21 protein-coding genes are annotated in these 16,308 nt (G+C 46.6%); 8 read left to right on the forward strand and 13 right to left on the reverse strand.

The annotated features are described in order from the left end of the window. The first annotated feature begins 51 nt into the window (after nt 1-51). Genes mreB through TPET_RS06395 form a run of 7 tightly spaced genes read left to right on the forward strand, consistent with a single transcriptional unit; the run spans nt 52 to nt 5,368 of the window. The gene (gene mreB, locus TPET_RS06365; RefSeq protein ID WP_004081933.1) at nt 52-1,062 is read left to right on the forward strand and encodes a rod shape-determining protein; all 1,011 of its coding nucleotides are present in this window, start codon (nt 52-54) and stop codon (nt 1,060-1,062) included. A gap of 4 nt (nt 1,063-1,066) precedes the next feature. Continuing rightward, nucleotides 1,067-1,816 carry a flagellar basal-body rod protein FlgF gene (gene flgF, locus TPET_RS06370; protein WP_011943750.1) on the forward strand — a complete coding sequence of 250 codons (750 nt, stop codon included), beginning with the start codon at nt 1,067-1,069 and terminating at the stop codon, nt 1,814-1,816. 17 nt (nt 1,817-1,833) lie between these two features. Next, nucleotides 1,834-2,619 (forward strand): flagellar basal-body rod protein FlgG, encoded by a 786-nt coding sequence (gene flgG / locus TPET_RS06375; protein WP_004081929.1) that lies wholly within the window; start codon nt 1,834-1,836, stop codon nt 2,617-2,619. A gap of 6 nt (nt 2,620-2,625) precedes the next feature. Continuing rightward, complete coding sequence (gene flgA, locus TPET_RS06380) at nt 2,626-3,486, forward strand: flagellar basal body P-ring formation chaperone FlgA (protein ID WP_012896419.1); 861 nt, start codon at nt 2,626-2,628, stop codon at nt 3,484-3,486. Further along, complete coding sequence (locus TPET_RS06385) at nt 3,483-4,082, forward strand: flagellar basal body L-ring protein FlgH (protein ID WP_011943752.1); 600 nt, start codon at nt 3,483-3,485, stop codon at nt 4,080-4,082. Before flgA ends, TPET_RS06385 begins: the two co-directional genes overlap by 4 nt. A 10-nt stretch (nt 4,083-4,092) precedes the next feature. Further along, complete coding sequence (locus tag TPET_RS06390; RefSeq protein ID WP_011943753.1) at nt 4,093-5,088, forward strand: flagellar basal body P-ring protein FlgI; 996 nt, start codon at nt 4,093-4,095, stop codon at nt 5,086-5,088. A 10-nt stretch (nt 5,089-5,098) separates the two neighbouring features. After that, nucleotides 5,099-5,368 carry a rod-binding protein gene (locus TPET_RS06395; RefSeq protein WP_011943754.1) on the forward strand — a complete coding sequence of 90 codons (270 nt, stop codon included), beginning with the start codon at nt 5,099-5,101 and terminating at the stop codon, nt 5,366-5,368. On the opposite strand, the gene TPET_RS06400 is transcribed toward TPET_RS06395, so the two are convergent. From TPET_RS06400 to menA, 10 genes are all read right to left on the reverse strand, one after another. Beyond that, a complete protein-coding gene (locus tag TPET_RS06400) occupies nt 5,356-6,681 on the reverse strand; it encodes a B12-binding domain-containing radical SAM protein (protein WP_011943755.1) in 1,326 nt (441 codons plus the stop codon). The genes TPET_RS06395 and TPET_RS06400 overlap by 13 nt on opposite strands. 57 nt (nt 6,682-6,738) lie before the next feature. After that, the gene (locus tag TPET_RS06405; RefSeq protein ID WP_011943756.1) at nt 6,739-7,323 is read right to left on the reverse strand and encodes a DUF981 family protein; all 585 of its coding nucleotides are present in this window, start codon (nt 7,321-7,323) and stop codon (nt 6,739-6,741) included. Nucleotides 7,324-7,335: 12 nt separating this feature from the next. Then, nucleotides 7,336-8,235 (reverse strand): polyprenyl synthetase family protein, encoded by a 900-nt coding sequence (locus TPET_RS06410; protein WP_012896421.1) that lies wholly within the window; start codon nt 8,233-8,235, stop codon nt 7,336-7,338. Further along, nucleotides 8,201-8,542, reverse strand: coding sequence for an FmdB family zinc ribbon protein (locus TPET_RS06415; RefSeq protein ID WP_008194733.1), 342 nt, complete (start codon nt 8,540-8,542; stop codon nt 8,201-8,203). The genes TPET_RS06410 and TPET_RS06415 overlap by 35 nt, the downstream gene beginning before the upstream one ends. 9 nt (nt 8,543-8,551) lie before the next feature. Beyond that, entirely contained in the window at nt 8,552-8,830 is a 279-nt protein-coding gene (locus TPET_RS06420) for a ferredoxin family protein (RefSeq protein ID WP_011943758.1), read from the reverse strand. 6 nt (nt 8,831-8,836) lie between these two features. Beyond that, a complete protein-coding gene (locus TPET_RS06425) occupies nt 8,837-10,153 on the reverse strand; it encodes an NAD(P)/FAD-dependent oxidoreductase (RefSeq protein WP_004081907.1) in 1,317 nt (438 codons plus the stop codon). After that, nucleotides 10,150-11,166, reverse strand: coding sequence for an electron transfer flavoprotein subunit alpha/FixB family protein (locus tag TPET_RS06430; RefSeq protein WP_004081904.1), 1,017 nt, complete (start codon nt 11,164-11,166; stop codon nt 10,150-10,152). The genes TPET_RS06425 and TPET_RS06430 overlap by 4 nt, the downstream gene beginning before the upstream one ends. Next, nucleotides 11,159-12,016 carry an electron transfer flavoprotein subunit beta/FixA family protein gene (locus tag TPET_RS06435; RefSeq protein ID WP_011943759.1) on the reverse strand — a complete coding sequence of 286 codons (858 nt, stop codon included), beginning with the start codon at nt 12,014-12,016 and terminating at the stop codon, nt 11,159-11,161. Before TPET_RS06435 ends, TPET_RS06430 begins: the two co-directional genes overlap by 8 nt. A 101-nt stretch (nt 12,017-12,117) precedes the next feature. After that, entirely contained in the window at nt 12,118-12,738 is a 621-nt protein-coding gene (locus tag TPET_RS06440; protein WP_004081900.1) for a CPBP family intramembrane glutamic endopeptidase, read from the reverse strand. Nucleotides 12,739-12,743: 5 nt separating this feature from the next. Then, entirely contained in the window at nt 12,744-13,613 is an 870-nt protein-coding gene (menA, locus tag TPET_RS06445; protein WP_011943760.1) for a 1,4-dihydroxy-2-naphthoate octaprenyltransferase, read from the reverse strand. A 27-nt stretch (nt 13,614-13,640) separates the two neighbouring features. Here menA and TPET_RS06450 point away from each other — a divergent pair, with 27 nt between their 5' ends. Next, nucleotides 13,641-14,063 carry an Rrf2 family transcriptional regulator gene (locus tag TPET_RS06450; protein ID WP_011943761.1) on the forward strand — a complete coding sequence of 141 codons (423 nt, stop codon included), beginning with the start codon at nt 13,641-13,643 and terminating at the stop codon, nt 14,061-14,063. Here the strand turns inward: TPET_RS06450 and TPET_RS06455 are convergent. From TPET_RS06455 to TPET_RS06465, 3 genes are all read right to left on the reverse strand, one after another. Continuing rightward, nucleotides 14,025-14,462: a ferritin-like domain-containing protein gene (locus TPET_RS06455; RefSeq protein ID WP_011943762.1), complete on the reverse strand. Its 438-nt coding sequence runs from the start codon at nt 14,460-14,462 to the stop codon at nt 14,025-14,027. The genes TPET_RS06450 and TPET_RS06455 overlap by 39 nt on opposite strands. A gap of 150 nt (nt 14,463-14,612) precedes the next feature. After that, nucleotides 14,613-15,437: a GH12 family glycosyl hydrolase domain-containing protein gene (locus TPET_RS06460; protein WP_011943763.1), complete on the reverse strand. Its 825-nt coding sequence runs from the start codon at nt 15,435-15,437 to the stop codon at nt 14,613-14,615. Then, the gene (locus TPET_RS06465; RefSeq protein ID WP_148186798.1) at nt 15,434-16,210 is read right to left on the reverse strand and encodes a GH12 family glycosyl hydrolase domain-containing protein; all 777 of its coding nucleotides are present in this window, start codon (nt 16,208-16,210) and stop codon (nt 15,434-15,436) included. Before TPET_RS06465 ends, TPET_RS06460 begins: the two co-directional genes overlap by 4 nt. Nucleotides 16,211-16,308: the final 98 nt, after the last annotated feature.

The following is a 16,308-nucleotide window of genomic DNA, read 5'->3' on the forward strand; positions in this document are numbered from 1 at the left end:
CTAGGAAAAGTACATTTTGAAGAAGAAATATCATGACGAGGAGGTTTTAAAATGCCAAGAGGTGACATCGGAATAGATCTTGGAACAGCATCCATAATCGTTTACAAGAGAGGAGAAGGAATTGTTCTGCACGAACCTTCTGTCGTTGCGATCTCAGAAAAAACCGGGGAAATCGTCGCCATAGGAGAAGAAGCGAAGAAGATGCTCGGTAAAACTCCAGAAGGCCTCAAAGCGATAAGACCCATGAAAGACGGTGTGATAGCGGACTACAGAATGATCGAAGCGATAATAAGAAACTTTCTGAAGAAAATCATAGGAAGGTTCAGCTTCGTGAAACCTTCTCTCATCATAGGTGTTCCCACGAAAATAACAGAGGTAGAAAAGAGAGCGGTGTTCGAAGCCGGTTTGAACGCTGGTGCCAGAAGGGTTCACATCGTTTCCGAGCCGATCGCAGCTGCGATAGGTGCCGGAATAGATGTGATGGCTTCAGAGGGAAACATGGTGGTGGATATCGGAGGAGGAACCACGGATATAGCGGTCATCAGTCTCGGCGGCACGGTGGTGGGAGAGTCCGTGAGAATGGCTGGAGACGCGATGGACGAAGCCATCGTGAAGTTCATAAGGAAAAAATACGGTCTCATTATCGGAGAATCCACCGCTGAAGAGATCAAGAAAAGAATAGGAAAAACACATCCCGCTTTCGAAAACTACGAAATAGAAATAAAGGGAAGAGATGTGGTGACGGGTCTTCCGAGAACAGACCGCGTGAGCTCGGAAGACGTGAGAGAAGCGATCGAACCCATCATTTTTGCGCTTCTTACAAAGCTCAAGAACGTCTTGGAAAGAACACCACCAGAACTCTCTGCCGATATCATAAACAACGGCATTCGTCTGACCGGCGGTGGTGCACTGCTCAGAGGGCTGGACAGAACTATATACGATGAAATACACGTGAAGACGATTGTGGCAGACGACCCCATAACCTGCGTCGCAAGAGGAACGGGGATTCTCCTCGAAGATGAGAAACTCCTGAAAACCGTGTGTGAAACCTATTCGAGGTGATGTTATGACGAGGGGCATATACAACGCCGCGATGGGAATGCTTGTAGATATGGCCAAACTCGATAGAATCGCCAACGATCTGGCAAACGTTGACACTGCAGGCTACAAACAGGACCGGGAAGCCTTCAGGGCCTACCTGAGACGAGAGGTGTTCAGGCAAGAACCAGATCCGGTGGAGAGCAGAACGAAAAAAGTGCCGATCGGTCCTCTGGAGTACGCTACCGTTCTCGACGAGGTCAGAACAGATCTCTCCCAGGGTCCCGTTGAGAAAACAGACGTTCCTTACCACCTCGCGATAAATGGAGAAGGATTCTTCAGAATAGAATTCAACGGAGGAGAGTACTACACAAGAAACGGGGAATTCACTGTGAACAGCGAGGGATACATCGTTACGAATTACGGAGGCTATCTCCTCGATGAAAACGGTGAAAGAGTCAGATTCTTCGATGATTTCACCGTGGACGAAGAGGGCTACGTGAGAGACGCATATGGAAACATTGTCACCAGGATCGGTGTGTACAATCTGGAAAACCCAGAAAAATTTGGAAACACACTCTTCACAGGCGAGAATCCATCACCTTCGGAGAACTTTAGGATTATGCAGGGATACGTAGAAAAATCAAATGTGGATGCCCTGAAAGCCATGGTGGATATGATCTCAGCGATGAGACACTACGAGTTATCGCAGAGAGCAGTGACAGTGAACGACGAACTAAACGGAAAGCTGATCAATTCACTCGCCAGTCTGAAATGAACCGGAGGTGTTGAGCAATGATGATATCGCTTTACTCTGCGGCAACGGGGATGTCAGCACAGCAGTTCAAACTCGATACCATAGCGAACAACCTCGCCAATGTGGACACAACAGGCTACAAAAAAGTGAGGGCAGAGTTCCAGGACCTTCTCTATCAGTACGTGAAGAACGCTGGAACTCCAACCGCCGCGACGTCATCTCTTCCAACAGGACTCTACGTGGGTCACGGGGTGAGAACGGCAGCGACGACGCGCATTTTCACCTTGGGTAATTTCGAGCAAACGGGAAACGCGCTTGATCTTGCGATAGCCGGAGACGGATTTTTCCAGATCCAGCTTCAGGACGGTAGAATCGCTTATACAAGAGACGGAAGCTTCAAGATGGACAGTGAAGGAAGAATAGTCACTTCCAACGGACTTCTTCTGGTACCGGAAATCACCATACCTGAAAACGCCGTCTCGATAAACGTTTCTCCCGATGGAATCGTCTCCGCCGAACTCCAGGATGGTACGATACAGGAACTTGGAACGATCACCCTTGTGAGATTCGTGAACCCATCTGGTTTGAAATCCATAGGAGACAACCTCTATATCGCAACTCCAGCCTCTGGAGACCCCATCGAGGGTGTTCCAGGACAGGACGGCTTCGGTGCTATAAAGCAGGGCTTTCTGGAGAAGTCCAACGTTGATGTGGTGCGGGAAATGGTGGACATGATCACAGCACAGAGGGCCTACGAATTCAATTCTCGAGTTATCCAGACAGCCGATGAGATGCTCAGAACAGCCACGAATGTGAAGAGATGATGAGTTATGAGGATTCTCCCGGTTTTGATAGTGCTCATCTCCTCCTTCCTCTTTTCTGAAACTCTGACGTTGAAGGAAACGCTCCTGGCTTCGCCAGGAGTTCTTTTCTTAGATGACATCACGATCGAAAAAGTAGAATCTGAAAAGAATCTGATGATTCTCCTGCCCGGGCTCGAATATCTCGTGACCAGAGATCTCCTCAGAACAAAATTTCCAGAGTACGATTTCACAGGTCCAGAAAGCGTGAGAATAACTGTGGAAGGATCCAGCAGTCTCAAAAACACTGTTTTCGAAGAGATAGGAAAGAAAGCGGGAACAGAAGACTTCGAAGCCTTCGTGGTGAAGACCTTTGGAACTCTGCCGGAGAAATTTGAACCTCAAACGATCAGAGTAACGAAAATCTCGAAAAATCTCTTCAGCGTCTTTCTGAGGTTTCCGGAAACATACGTGACCCTCAACATGTTGCTACGCAAAGAAAGGAATGTGGTGGTTCTGAAGAGAAATATAAATGTGGGCGATGTGATAAAGGAAGAAGACGTGAGACTGGAAAAGAAAAACGTGTTCGAGATCTATGGAGAGCCGTTCTTCGACGTTTCAGAGGTGGTCGGAAAGATATCCAGAAGATACCTGAAAGAGGGAACCGTTCTGACTGCGGACATGGTGAAAGATCCCCCCGACGTGGTGAAAGGCCAGGTGGTTCCAGCTTACGTGGACATGGGCAGCATAAAGGTAACAACGTTCGTTGAGGTTTTGGAAAACGGCTATCTCGGTGAAACGGTGAGGGCGATGAACGTAGAGAGCAGAAAATACGTCTTTGGAAGAGTTGAGAGAGGACCTGTATTGAGAATTCTGGAGGTGGTAGAGTGAAAAAGATATCAATCGTGCTGTTGATCGTTTTCGTAACAAGCATTTTCCCCTTCTCAATTTGGAACTCTGCGGGCGAATCCGAGTACAAAAATCTCCTTTCCATACAGAAAGCCTCGAAGGTTGGAGACATCCTCACCATCGTGATCCGGGAAAGCAACAACGTGTCTTCGGAGAGGGAAAGTCTCGAGATCCAGAAAACCCTTTTGAACATCTTGGGAAACGTTGTGAACGCAGCCGCAGGTGTCAACCTCAACAACTTCATTCCTATAAACAACAACTCTCCTGAGAGACAGCGCGGTGGAAAGGTGCAGTCTTCCGTCGTGGCGAAGATCTCGGCAGTGGTCGTCGACATCGATCCCTACGGTAACCTCGTGGTGGAGGGAAGAAAAACGATAAAGGTGGACAAGGACTATCAGGAAATCATCGTGAAAGGAAAAGTGAGGCCAGACGACATAGAGATAGGAAACGAGGTGGATTCCTCCAAGCTTGCAGATTCCGAGATATGGGTGAACGGGAAACTCGTTTTCAGCGAGGAACCCGGAAAAGAGAGTTTCTTCGACAAGATACTCGCGTTCTTAGCAGGACTCTTCACATGAGGTGATGAACATGAAGAAGAGATTGGCCGTTTTGCTGGTCATAGTTCTGACGATAACCTTTTCGTTCTCTGTGACCACAAGGATAAAAGACATAGCGTTCTTTAGAGGTGCCCGTGACAACCAGCTCTTTGGAATAGGACTCGTTGTTGGTCTCAACGGAACGGGAGATTCCGGTAACGTGAACTCTCCTCTTCTTCTCGAAATGATGAAAAAGTTCGGTGTTCAGGTTTCGGAAAACGACCTGAAGTCCAAGAACACAGCACTTGTGATGGTCCTCGCAGACATTCCTCCTTTTGCCAAAGAAGGTATGAGAATAGACTGTGTAGTCGCTTCCATAGCCGATGCGAAATCACTTGCAGGTGGATATCTCCTCCAGACACCTCTCTACGGTGCCGATGGAAAGGTGTACGCCGTAGCGCAGGGTTCCGTGATCATCGGAGGAGAAGACGTAAAGCTCTCTTCCAATCTCCAAAAGAGGTACAGAGTGGTTGGCTATCTTCCGGAGGGTGCCATCGTGGAAAGGGACATTCCATCCGACATGCTCGATGGAGACAGTGTGACGATCCTTCTGAGACAGCCGGACATCACCACCGCAGCCAGGGTGGCGAGGGCGATAAACGAGAAGTTCGAGATGGATCTCGCAAAGGCCATCGATCCATCCGCCATCAAATTGACCGTTCCCAACGCGTTCCAGGATGACCTCATCACGTTTCTTTCGCTCGTTGAAGAGATAGAAGTTCAGCCAGACGTTCCGGCAAGAATTGTGGTGAACGAAAGAACAGGAACCGTTCTGTTCGGAGGGGATGTGAAACTATCTGACTTTGTGATCTCCTACGGAAACTTCACGATAAGTGTGACCGGGGGAAAAATAGGAGATAAAGATGCCACAATCTCCAATCTCGTCAGCGCTCTCAAAGCAGCGGGTGCCACTCCTCAGGACATCATAGCCATTCTGCAGGTGATCTACGAATCGGGATACATTACAGGAGAACTCATAATCATGTGAGGTGAAAAGCGTGTTCGTCTACGGAGTTTCTTCTAATATAAAGAATCTGCGGGACGCGAGCATTGAATTCGTGAGTGATCTCTTCTACAGAATCTTCAAGGAGATGTACGAGTCGATTCCGAAGTACGATCTCGTACCTGAAACAACTGCCGAGAAGTGGTTCAAAGAAATGCTCCTTCAGGAGTATTCGAAACACGCCGCAGAGCAGAGCCCTCTGGCCGACATGGTTATGAAGAGTCTCGGTGGAAAGAAAATTTCCAGCCTTCCTCAGAGAGAGTAGGCTTCTCTATGAGAAAGCAGACGTACAAGGAACGGTATGCCCCGTCTGAATATCAGCCTCGGTGACGTGTAAACGGCGTAGTAGGCCTTTATAAAGAGTCTCCTCAGCTCCTTTGGTGAAAAATTCGGATGCTTGAAAACCAGGTGCGTCCCGTCGAATTTTCTCCAGTCTTTTTCAAAGATCAGGTGTTTTAGTTTTTCGAAAAGGACGGTGCCGGGATACGGTGTAAGAATGGAAAACTGAACGATGGAGGCCTTCAATTTTTTGGCTAATTTCACTGTTTTCTCTATGGTTTTCCTCGTGTCTTTCAGCGCTCCAATCACAAAGCTCGCAAACACGTCTATCTTGTACTTCTTCAAAAGATTCATCACGTCGAAAGCTATATCTGATTTCAAATTCTTTCCGTATTCCTCGAGCACCTCATCGTTCGCACTCTCGAAACCTATGAAAAGCATTCTACAACCGGCCTTCGACATCGCTTCCACCATATCTTCTCGTCCCAGAAGTTCATCAGCCCTCGAAAACGCCCACCACTTGAAACGAAGGTCTTTCCTCATCATTTCCTCACACAGATTCACGACTCTTTTTGGATTTATCATGAAGTTGTCATCGAAGAAGATGACAGATCCGTATCCCAACTTTTTCAAGATTTTCAGCTCATCTATCACGTTTTCGATGCTTCTCCACCTGATTCTCCTTCCCATGAACTGAGAAGCACTGCAGAACTCGCAGTTGAAAGGACAGCCCCTTGAGGTGATCAGACTCGTCGCTCTCTCACCCGCGAATTTCGTTCTATAAAGATGGACTTTCTCTCTATCGGGGAACGGCAGATCGTCCAGATTCTCCAAAAATCGAGAAGGCAAAGCTATTACTTCTCCATCCTTCATGTAGGCAACACCGGGTATGAGAGGATATTTTTCACTGCTCGCTATGCTCTCTACAAGATCTGAAAAGGCTCTTTCTCCTTCTCCGAGCACGACGTAATCGCAGAGTCCCTTCTGAAGGATCTCATGGTAGCAGGCTGTCGTGTGGGGGCCTCCCATCACCACCGTTACGTTCTGCGCTTTAGCCTTCTCTGCGATCCTTTCCACAACGGGAAACCGCACAGTATCGGCAGATATCCCCACCACATCGTAATCTCTGAAATTGAACCTTTCCAGATCGAATTTCTCCACGTTCATGTCTATCAGAGCCACGCTGTGTCCTTTTCTCTTGAGGGAGGAACTGATGTACATGAGACCAAGGGGAGGATAGACGGCACCTAGTCTGTAGTAGTACCCACCGCTGTAGGGATTTATGAGGAGCACTCTCATGAGAATCACCTCTGTGGGTATTCTAACACAGAAAGAAGGGGCCGAAGCCCCTTCTTTTTACCTCATCGGAATTGGAGTCCATTTTCCGAAACTACCTTGCGGGTTTATATGTCCTGTGACGGAACCATACATGGTGATAAACCAGAGAAGAAGTGTCAGGGCAAGGAGCACTACACCGAGGAACCTTATGATCTTGTTTTCTCTGAGTTTCCACACCACAGGACTCAGAACACCCACAAGACCCGCTGCGATGAATCCAAGACCAGAAGTGAACGGATGTCTTGTCATACCGTAACCTATGATGGAACCTCCAACTATGATCGCGTATATTCCCGCAAACAGCGCAAAGATCGTCGTTGGCATGAGATCCCATCCCTTCGCGACAGCTATTGCCGCGGCGAGAAAGACGAAACCGTAAAGAAGGAAAGGTTCTCCGAACGCTATGTTGTGGCTGCCGGGAAGCGGCCAGGTCAGAACCATGTGGAGTCCTGTTGCGATCGCCAGAAGTCCAACCGCCGCAAAAGCTGGAGCAAAAGACTTCGCCTTCTCAGAATCGTTTAGACCCTTGAGAACGAAAGCGATGAGAACGCCCAACCCTGCAACAACATCTGCCATGAACACAGTCAGGTAATCAACAAACATATGTACACCTCCTCATGAAAAGATTTTGATTTTAAAAATTCCTTCCACAAAATCTCTCAACCATGAATTCTCTATCATCACATTCTTCACAAGAACCTTCAAAGTCTCTTCACATTCTTTCAGAATCCCTTTTTCTCTCATAAACGACATCAATCCATTCCAATCCCGGTTTTCAAACATCTGTCTGGCTTCTGGAAACTTCTCCATCGCCGTCACCAATGGAAAAGAAGCAACGCCGTTTTTGAGATCGAGAAATCCGTCTTTTCCAATCTTTTCCATTCCAGCAAAATCCATGATGTCATCAAACATCTGATAAATGGTTCCAATGGTGACCCCCAGATTGTAAAGATCTTCTCCGAGTTCCCCTTCGAATAATGCGGGAAGCTGCAGCGCCAGGCCGAAAAGCGCACCGCTCTTTCCCTCAACTATGAGAAGATATTCTTCTTTTGTAATCGGTTTGTATCGACTCAGCTGTTCGATCAGCTCCGCTTCCGACATTCTCCTGATCACATTCAAAAAAGTCCTTCTCAGTCTGTCATTTCCTATCTCTTCAACCGTATAGAACGCACTGACAAGTACAAGATCCCCCGCTGCTACCGCCGCTTTGTCACCGTACATGAAATTTATCGTCTCTTTTCCTCTTCTAAAACGAGCCCCATCGATCACATCGTCGTGGAGAAGTGAGGCAAGGTGAACGAGTTCGAGCGCCGCAAGAGAAGATATCGCATCTTCACTGATCTCTACTCCTCTATTTTTGAAAGAAAGTATCGAAAGTCTCACCCTCAACATCTTTCCGTAGAGCGGAAGATCCTTCATTATCTGTTCGGGGAAGAATCGGGAAAGAATCTGTTCGATGCGTTCTTTGACTTTTTCCAGTTCACAGGAGTTTTGGTTCAGCCTGTTTTTCATCATCTGCTTTGAACACCTCCGGATAGTTGTCGACAAAGCCGTTCTGCTGCATCTCAATTTCAAGGGACTTCTTCAGCTCCATCAGATCCTTCCTCAGCCTGTCTATCTTGGATAAGACCTCTTCTATGAACTTTACGCTGTTTGTCACAACGTTTATGTTCTGATGGCCACAGTGCGGACACGTTGTAACTATGATGGAGTGCAATTTTTGCCGGGGTTCTATCTGATAACTGTTTCCACAGGTGGTACACAGAACCGTTCCTTCAGTTTCCACACAGGGAAGCTTCTTTCTGTCGATCTTCACATACATAAAATCACCTCACCCGAATTTGTAGAGCACACCGTAATTTCCCCTTGGATACTTCCATTCTATGTTTCCAAAGGGGCAGACAATCCTACAGGTACCACACTCGAGGCACCCTTCGAATTTCACTTCCATTCCACTCTCCGTCCATTCGTACACATCCGCAGGACAACAGCTTACACATGGTCGATCGGGACATTTTTCCGCACAGATGCTTTCATCCTTTATCTTCAGATGTGGATTTTCTTCGTCCGTTCTGTATCTGTTCAAATAGAGTTTATCTTCGATCCTCACAGTACATCACCTCACAGCTCTCCAGAATCTGAGCAGATCAAGGGAGATTCCAATCAAACTTCTCCTGGAAAGTACCATGTCCGCGATCTGTTTTTGAACGTCCCACTTTGGAGTCCCGTCAACCTGCAGAAATCTCTTCAAAGCATCGTTTGCAAGATCCGGATAGATTTCCACGAACTGGTGGTTCTTTTCCATAGTGGGCATGAGATCTTTGTACTTTTCCAGGTCTTTCAATATGAAGGATTCTTTCAATCTGAGGTAGTAATTTTTCAGAATTTTTTCAGAAAAATCTCCCTTTTCAAAAGCTTCGAGAAGTGTTTCAGCAGCGAGTCTTCCCGATGTGATCGCGTGATTCGATCCTTCTCTATGTATAGAGTTCACAAGCATTGCCGCATCTCCACAGACCAGAACCCTGTCTCCATAGACCTTCGGCATCGCGTAGTATCCACCTTCAGGTATCAAATGTGCCAGATACTCCATCGTGTTGTTTCTGTATTCTCCCAGCATATCGGAAATGACAGGGTGATTTTTCAAATTCTCAAGAAGTTGATACGGCTTGATCTTCTTTTTTCTGAGATCTTCAAGGAGAACCCCACAACCCAGAGATACGGAAGATCTGTTGGCGTAAAGAAATCCCATTCCGAACATACCTTCAGACCAGCTTCCAAGAAGTTCTATCGTTGCTCCATCGTTTCCCTCCACACCGAAGACCCTGTTCACCACATCTTCAGGAACACTGATCACCTCTTTCACAGCAACGGCCACCATGTGTGGTTTCAGATCTTCCTTCCTGAGCCCAGCTTTCATCGTGAGGATGGGATTCACACCCTCCGCGATCACAACCGCCTTGCTGTGTATTTCTCCCTTTGGTCTCGAGGTCACCACGCCTGCTATTTCTCCTTTTTCGTTCCTCAGGAAGTCTTCCACCTTGGTTTTTGGTATGATCAGGGCACCTGCTTTTTCCACCTCCTGGGCAAACCATCTGTCAAAGTTTGCCCTCAAAACAGTGAATGCATTCGGATTTTCTTTCCATTCCACGTTTCTGTGACCGATCTTGATGACACCTTCATTTCCGAGGAGCCAAAGGTTCTGCTCTATAACGTTTCTTTCAAGAGCTTTCGAATTTGCCGCTTTTTCCAGAAAATCTGGCATGATCTCTTTCAGAGGATGTACGTAGAGAACCCCTCCCATCACGTTTTTGGAACCCGGATATTCTCCTTTCTCCACGACCGCAACTTTGAGACCATTCTTGGCAAGAACGTATGCGCAGGACAGACCAGAAGGGCCAGCACCAACGACGACAACGTCGAATTCTATCTTCATTTTTTCACCCCGCTTTTGTTCAGAAGCTCTCTGAGTTTTGCAGTGAGAGCGGGAACTACTTTGTGCAGGTCACCAACGATCCCTATATCGGCTATATCGAATATTGGTGCTTTCTCATCTATGTTTATGGCCACTATTATTTCTGACTCTTTTATTCCAACCACGTGCTGGATCGCACCGGAAATGCCACACGCGAAGTATAGAACGGGCCTCACAGTTTTTCCGGTCTGGCCAACCTGATGCTCTGGAGAAATCCATCCAGCTTTCACAGCCGCCCTTGAAGCTCCCACTTCTCCTCCAAGGAGATCCGCGAGTTCCTTCAATTTCTTGAAACCTTCCGGTCCCCCAACTCCTTTTCCACCTGCTACCACAACCGGAGCGTACTCGAGGTTCACCTGGGTCTGAAGTGGTATGGTTTCCAGAATCTCGATCAGTTTGTCAAAAGTTCCTAAATCGTACTCCTCTTCTATGATCTCTCCCGTTCTCTCTGGATCCGGCGGAAGCTCTTTCATAACACCCGGTCTCACCGTTGCCATCTGCGGTCTGTGATCCGGACACATGATGGTTGCCATGAGGTTTCCACCAAATGTGGGCCTCGTCATGGCAAGAAGCTTTTTGTCCGGTATTATATCCAGTCCTGTGCAATCGGCAGTCAGACCTGTTTCAAGTTCTGTTGCCACCATTCCAGCGAGCTCTCTTCCCTCGAGAGTTGCACCTATTAAGAATATCTCCGGTCTGTACTTTCTCACCATATCCACGAGGGCTTTCTTGTAGAGATAGTTCACATACGTGTTGAATTCCCTGTTCTTAACATAAAGAACTTTGTCCGCTCCGCGTTGAATTGCTTCTTTTGCCACACTCTCCAGACCTTCTCCCAGCAAAACACCCCATACTTCTGAATTTTCCAGTTTCGAGGCGAGATCTCTTGCCTTTCCAATGAGTTCCCAGGAAACAGGATGAGCTTTTCCACCGTGATGTTCTATGAGAACGAAAATTATCTTTTTCTCACTCATCTTTCTCACCTTCCAACACAGGTTTCAACGCTTCCACGAGTCGAACGGCTTCAAATTTTTTCAAAGCTTCTATGAGTTTCTCCGCTGCCACTTCCGGATCTTCATTTTTTGAAATGATGTCTCCACCTTTTCTCGCCGGGGGTATGTTTGTGCTCACAACCCTTGTAGGTGATCCAAAGAATCCACATTTTTTTGGATCGAGACCCAGATCTTTGTGAGTCCAGACGATGGGCTCGTACCTGATCGCCCTGATGAGATTGGGCAGATTTGCGTACCTTGGTTTGTTCAGCTCATCCGTGATTGTGAGAACCGCTGGCAGTTTGAGCCGTATCTTTTCAAATCCCTGGTCCAGTCTTCTGACTATCACCATCTCTTTTTTCTCTGGATCTATTTCCTCTATTCGAACGACGTAGGCACCGAGCGCGTATCCGAATCTTGTAGCAAGACCAGGTCCCACCTGACCGGTGTCTCCATCCACCGCCTGCTTTCCTGTCAAAATGAGATCTATCTTTCCTATTCTTTCTTCGATCTTCTTTATTCCCCAGTAAAGTGTGTACGTCGTGGCGAGCGTATCCGCTCCCGCGAACGTCCTGTCGCTCAAATGGACTGCTTCATCGAGACCGAAGGCAATGGCATCCTTCAGAGCCTCTTTCGCCTGCGGTGGTCCCATAGTGATCACATAAACCGTGGCTCCGAATTTTTCTTTCAATTGTGAGGCAAGTTCGAGTGCCCTTTCATCATCGGGATTTATGATAGACGGGACACCTTCTCTCACAAGGTTGTTCGTTTTTCTGTCGATTCTGACGTTCGTTGTATCGGGAACCTGTTTGATACAGACAACCACATTCATGCTCTTCGCCTCCTCAGATATCTCCTCCAAAGGTCAAATCCCACGAACATGAGAACAGCTGCAGCAACCGGAAACTCGATTATCAGCTTCAGTGCTTTCATTCAAAAACCCCCTTTCAGAGGCAAAACAACGAATATGAGAAGGCTCCACAGCGCATGCGCAAAAGCTGGTGTGCTGACCTTTCCAGTGATCACATAAAGAAGAGAAAGAATTATCCCAAGGACAAACGCCCCCACTATCAAAGCCATATTTCCAGTGAACACGTGGACTACGCTGTAAAGAAGCGAAGAGATCAGTATTGAAGGAACAACGTCCAGCCGTTGGAGAAGGAATTCTGTTACAAAACCACGCCATATGATCTCTTCAAAAAAGGCTATGAACACGAGAAGAATGATCACTTTCAATGCATTTTGCCCTTCCGCGAGTCCGTAAACACTGACAACATCCCTGTGAAACGGAGGAATCAAAAGCGAAATCAAATATCCAACGACGAAAAGAAGATAAGCTGCTACAGCGGAGTAGATCGCAAGGGGCGCCTCGTACTTATTTGGCTTTATGTTCCTCTTTCCGCCAAGAAAGATCGAAATCACAGAAAAAATCAGAGTGGTCATGAACATTCTCCACCAGAAATCGAGCATATTCACCTGAAAGACGAAATACCATCCTAAAAAAAGTCCGATCAAAACTGAAAGGAAACTTATCTCAGAGATTCTTTTAACCATCGGCATCACCTCAAAAGTCCCAAAATCATAGAAACAAAGAGTATCATTTCCGCCAGCGCACTCATTTTATCAACGTCAGCGATCTCTCGTGCATTTTTCCTTCCCGCTGATTTTTGAAACAACTGCTTTATCACCCGTATGTACAGCGGAAGAGAAACTAAGCTGACAAGAGAGATTACTCTAAAAACACCCGTCGATACGAGGATCACGATAAAGACGTAGATCAAACCAGTGAGGACCGCGTAGAGAAAAGACGCTGCTCTGTCTCCGATCAAAATAGGAAGGGTTTTGATACCACTTCTTCTGTCAAACTCGGAGTCTCTGATTTCATTGGCGAGGAGAATGAGATCTGTAGCGATCCCCACGGGAATAGAGACCAGAAGTGCTTCCAGTGAGAACCTTCCCGTCTGAACATAATAGGCTCCCAGCACCATCAGGGGTCCCATGAGAATAAACACGAGAAACATACCAAGGGATTTGTATTTCAGATAGAACGGATGTCCAGTGTAAGCGTACCCGAGAACCAGACCAGTAAGTCCCAGCCACAGCAGAGCAGGTCCAGAGATCTTTATGAGAACAAGCCCCAGAACCACACTCACCGCGTAACAGAAAACACTCAAAAGGAGCTCTTCGCGTGGTGTTATTTTCCCGGAAACAAGAAGTCCACTCGAACCAAGAGAATCTTTAGTATCCACACCTTTTTTGTAATCGAAATAATCGTTCGTGGTGTTGACACCTGCATGTAAGAAAATGGAAGCGATCAGTGATAGAATGTATCTGGTCAGGGAAAATTCCTCAGCCAGCATGGCTCCTACAGTAACAGGAAAAGCACTTGCAACGAAGGAAAACGGTCTCACAGCCACGAAATACTTCATTATCTATACCTCCCGGAGGTGCGCTTGATGTTTGGAAAGTGTCAAAAACACGTGAGATACGCTCTTAGACTTCTCGTGAGATTGTCGCTGGAGAACAGACCTATGTCTTCTTCGGAACTCGCTGAGAAAGAACTCATCACCAGAAATTTCACTCTGAAAGTACTTCATTATCTTAAAAGATCGGGCCTTGTGAATTCGATCAAAGGAAAAAACGGTGGTTTTGTTCTTGCAAAGTCGCCAGACGAAATATCGTTTCTGGATGTTATCAGCGTCTTTGAAAAAGACCTTGTTATTGTGGACTGCAACAGCCGGTGCAAGAATTACAGGGCCTGCAGGGTAAAATACTTCTGGAACTGGCTTTCCGATTATTTGAAAGATCTGTTTTCTAACATCACCATCAAAGATATCGCCTCAGGTACTTTCACGTTTCATCTCGAGAAGCTTTCTTAGATGTTCTTTTTCCTGATCGATGATCTTTTTCACTGTTTTCTGTGCATCAGAATTCACAAAACCATCTTTGAGTTCATAGTAGAGAATTATGCTGTCTTTTTCAACAGATATGGCTATATCCAGAACCTCTTTCAAGGTTAGATCCTTTCTCTTCAAGATTTCGCTCGTATCTGGAAAAACTTCATAGAAAGCGTATCCCGAGAGATAAGAATCCACCTCATCCCAGTTTTCCTGATCTGATATCTTTCTAAAGATTTCCGCGTGAGCCCTTTCCTGATCAGCAAGCTCAAGGAAAGTCTTTTTTATCTCTCCATCAAAATGTCCCGAGAGTTCTCTGTAAAATCTTTCGCCTTCCTCCTCCAACCTGATGGCCACCGTCAGAATGTCACTTACTTTCATAGAATCACCTCATTGTTCTGATTTTCACACACTGCATAGAATATTATACTACTTTTCACACACTGCATAGAATATTATACTACTTGTGTATAAATTTACCAAAAGAAAAAGGCGGGAAAGCCCCGCCTTTCTCATTGGTGATTCTGCGCTTTATTTTACAACTTCGACGAAGAAGTCTTTGAAGGTCCAGCCGAATTTTGCCGTTGTTGTGTTTGGATCTCCAAATTCCGTCCCGATCTCCCAGACGCAGAAATACAGCTCTTCGAAATTGTCTATTCTCGTTGAGTGCTTTTTGACAACTTCCGCGGCTTTCTGAACGAAGTCCTTCACGTTGAACTTCACCTTTCCTTCTTTCATCGGTGTTGTCAGTCTGAAGGCAAGGTAATCCCAGCTCCACGGTGCGAAGTAAACATCCCATTTTGCTTCCTGCTTCACTCCGTTTATCTCAACTGTTGTGGTGAACTCATCCACTTTCTGACCGCCGGGCATCAGAACGTTGTTGTAAAACCAAACCATGATCTCCGCATCACCCGAAGAAACAGAAGTCTGGTCGGGGCTTTTCGTGATCCATGTTTCCATTGCAAGGTTGATAGGCAGATTGTTTTCGTACCAGATCGAGTAATCAAGAGTCACGTAGAAATCCGGAAGATCTTTCACCTTCACAGGAAGAAATTCAACACCGCTGTTGTGACTCGCCCAGGGCTTGTAACCGTAGTAGATCTCCGGATATCCATGCACCCAGCTGTCTGGATTCTGAAGAACGATGTTGTACAAATCCGCGTAGAACTCAACCTTTTCTCCATCGAATTTGAGCCACGTTTCTCCCTCATACGACTTTATGTTCCAGAAGTTGAGCTCCATGGTGACGGGAAATCCGTTGAAGGAGATATCCGCTGCGCCAACGCTCGTGAGAACCACCTCGGAGGAAAAGAGCAGAGCAGAAAACGCCACCATCAGAAGAACTACCCACCTCATTCTCTCACCTCCAGATCAATAGAGAAGTTTTCAAACTTCCACCCGAATTGCGCGCTCTTTGTTTCCGGGCTTCCAAACTCGGTTCCAATTTCCCAGACGGTGAAGTAAAGATTTTCAAAATCTTTCACACGAGTGGAATTCGAAAGAGCTTTCCCGGCGGCATCAAGAAAATGCCTCACGTCGAACTTCACCCTTCCCTTCTTCACGGGATCCTTCAAGCGGAAAGCGAGGTAGTCCCATCCCCACTCCGCGTGCCACAGTTCCCAGGTGCCTTCGACACTCTCTCCGTTCAGCACGAACGGAATCGTAAACTCCTCTATCTTTTTGCCCCCTGGTGTGAGATTGTTGAAATAGAACCAGACCATGATTTCAACATCGCCGATCGACGCTTCCGTCTGGTACTTTTCTCTTGTGAGCCATGTTTCCATGGCAAAGTTCAAAGGCAGAGACGGTTCGTGGTGAATATCGAAAGAAACTTCGACGGAAAATGATTTCATAGAGGAAACAGGTACTGGAAGTTTCGAACCTTCTGCCGTGTGCTTTTCCCAGGGTTTATAACCGTAATAGAACTCGGGATAACCGAGAACGTACCTTTCTGGTTCTTTTGGAGAAAGATTCTGAATGTCCGCGTCGAAAGTTACCTTTTCACCGTCGAATTTCATAGCTACAGAACCGGAGTATTCCTTTATGTTCCACAGATTCAGCTCCATGGAAAGGGGAATGCCATTCCATACAAAATCCGATGTTCCCGGTTTTGTCATCAGTACCACCATTATCACCTCCAGAAAACATCTTATTATGAAAATGTTTACATTCAAAATCTGAAAATTCGCAAATAGAACTAAATACACCCAAAAATAAAAAAACAGGG

The sequence above is a fragment of the Thermotoga petrophila RKU-1 genome, from assembly GCF_000016785.1.
Classification (GTDB): domain Bacteria; phylum Thermotogota; class Thermotogae; order Thermotogales; family Thermotogaceae; genus Thermotoga; species Thermotoga petrophila.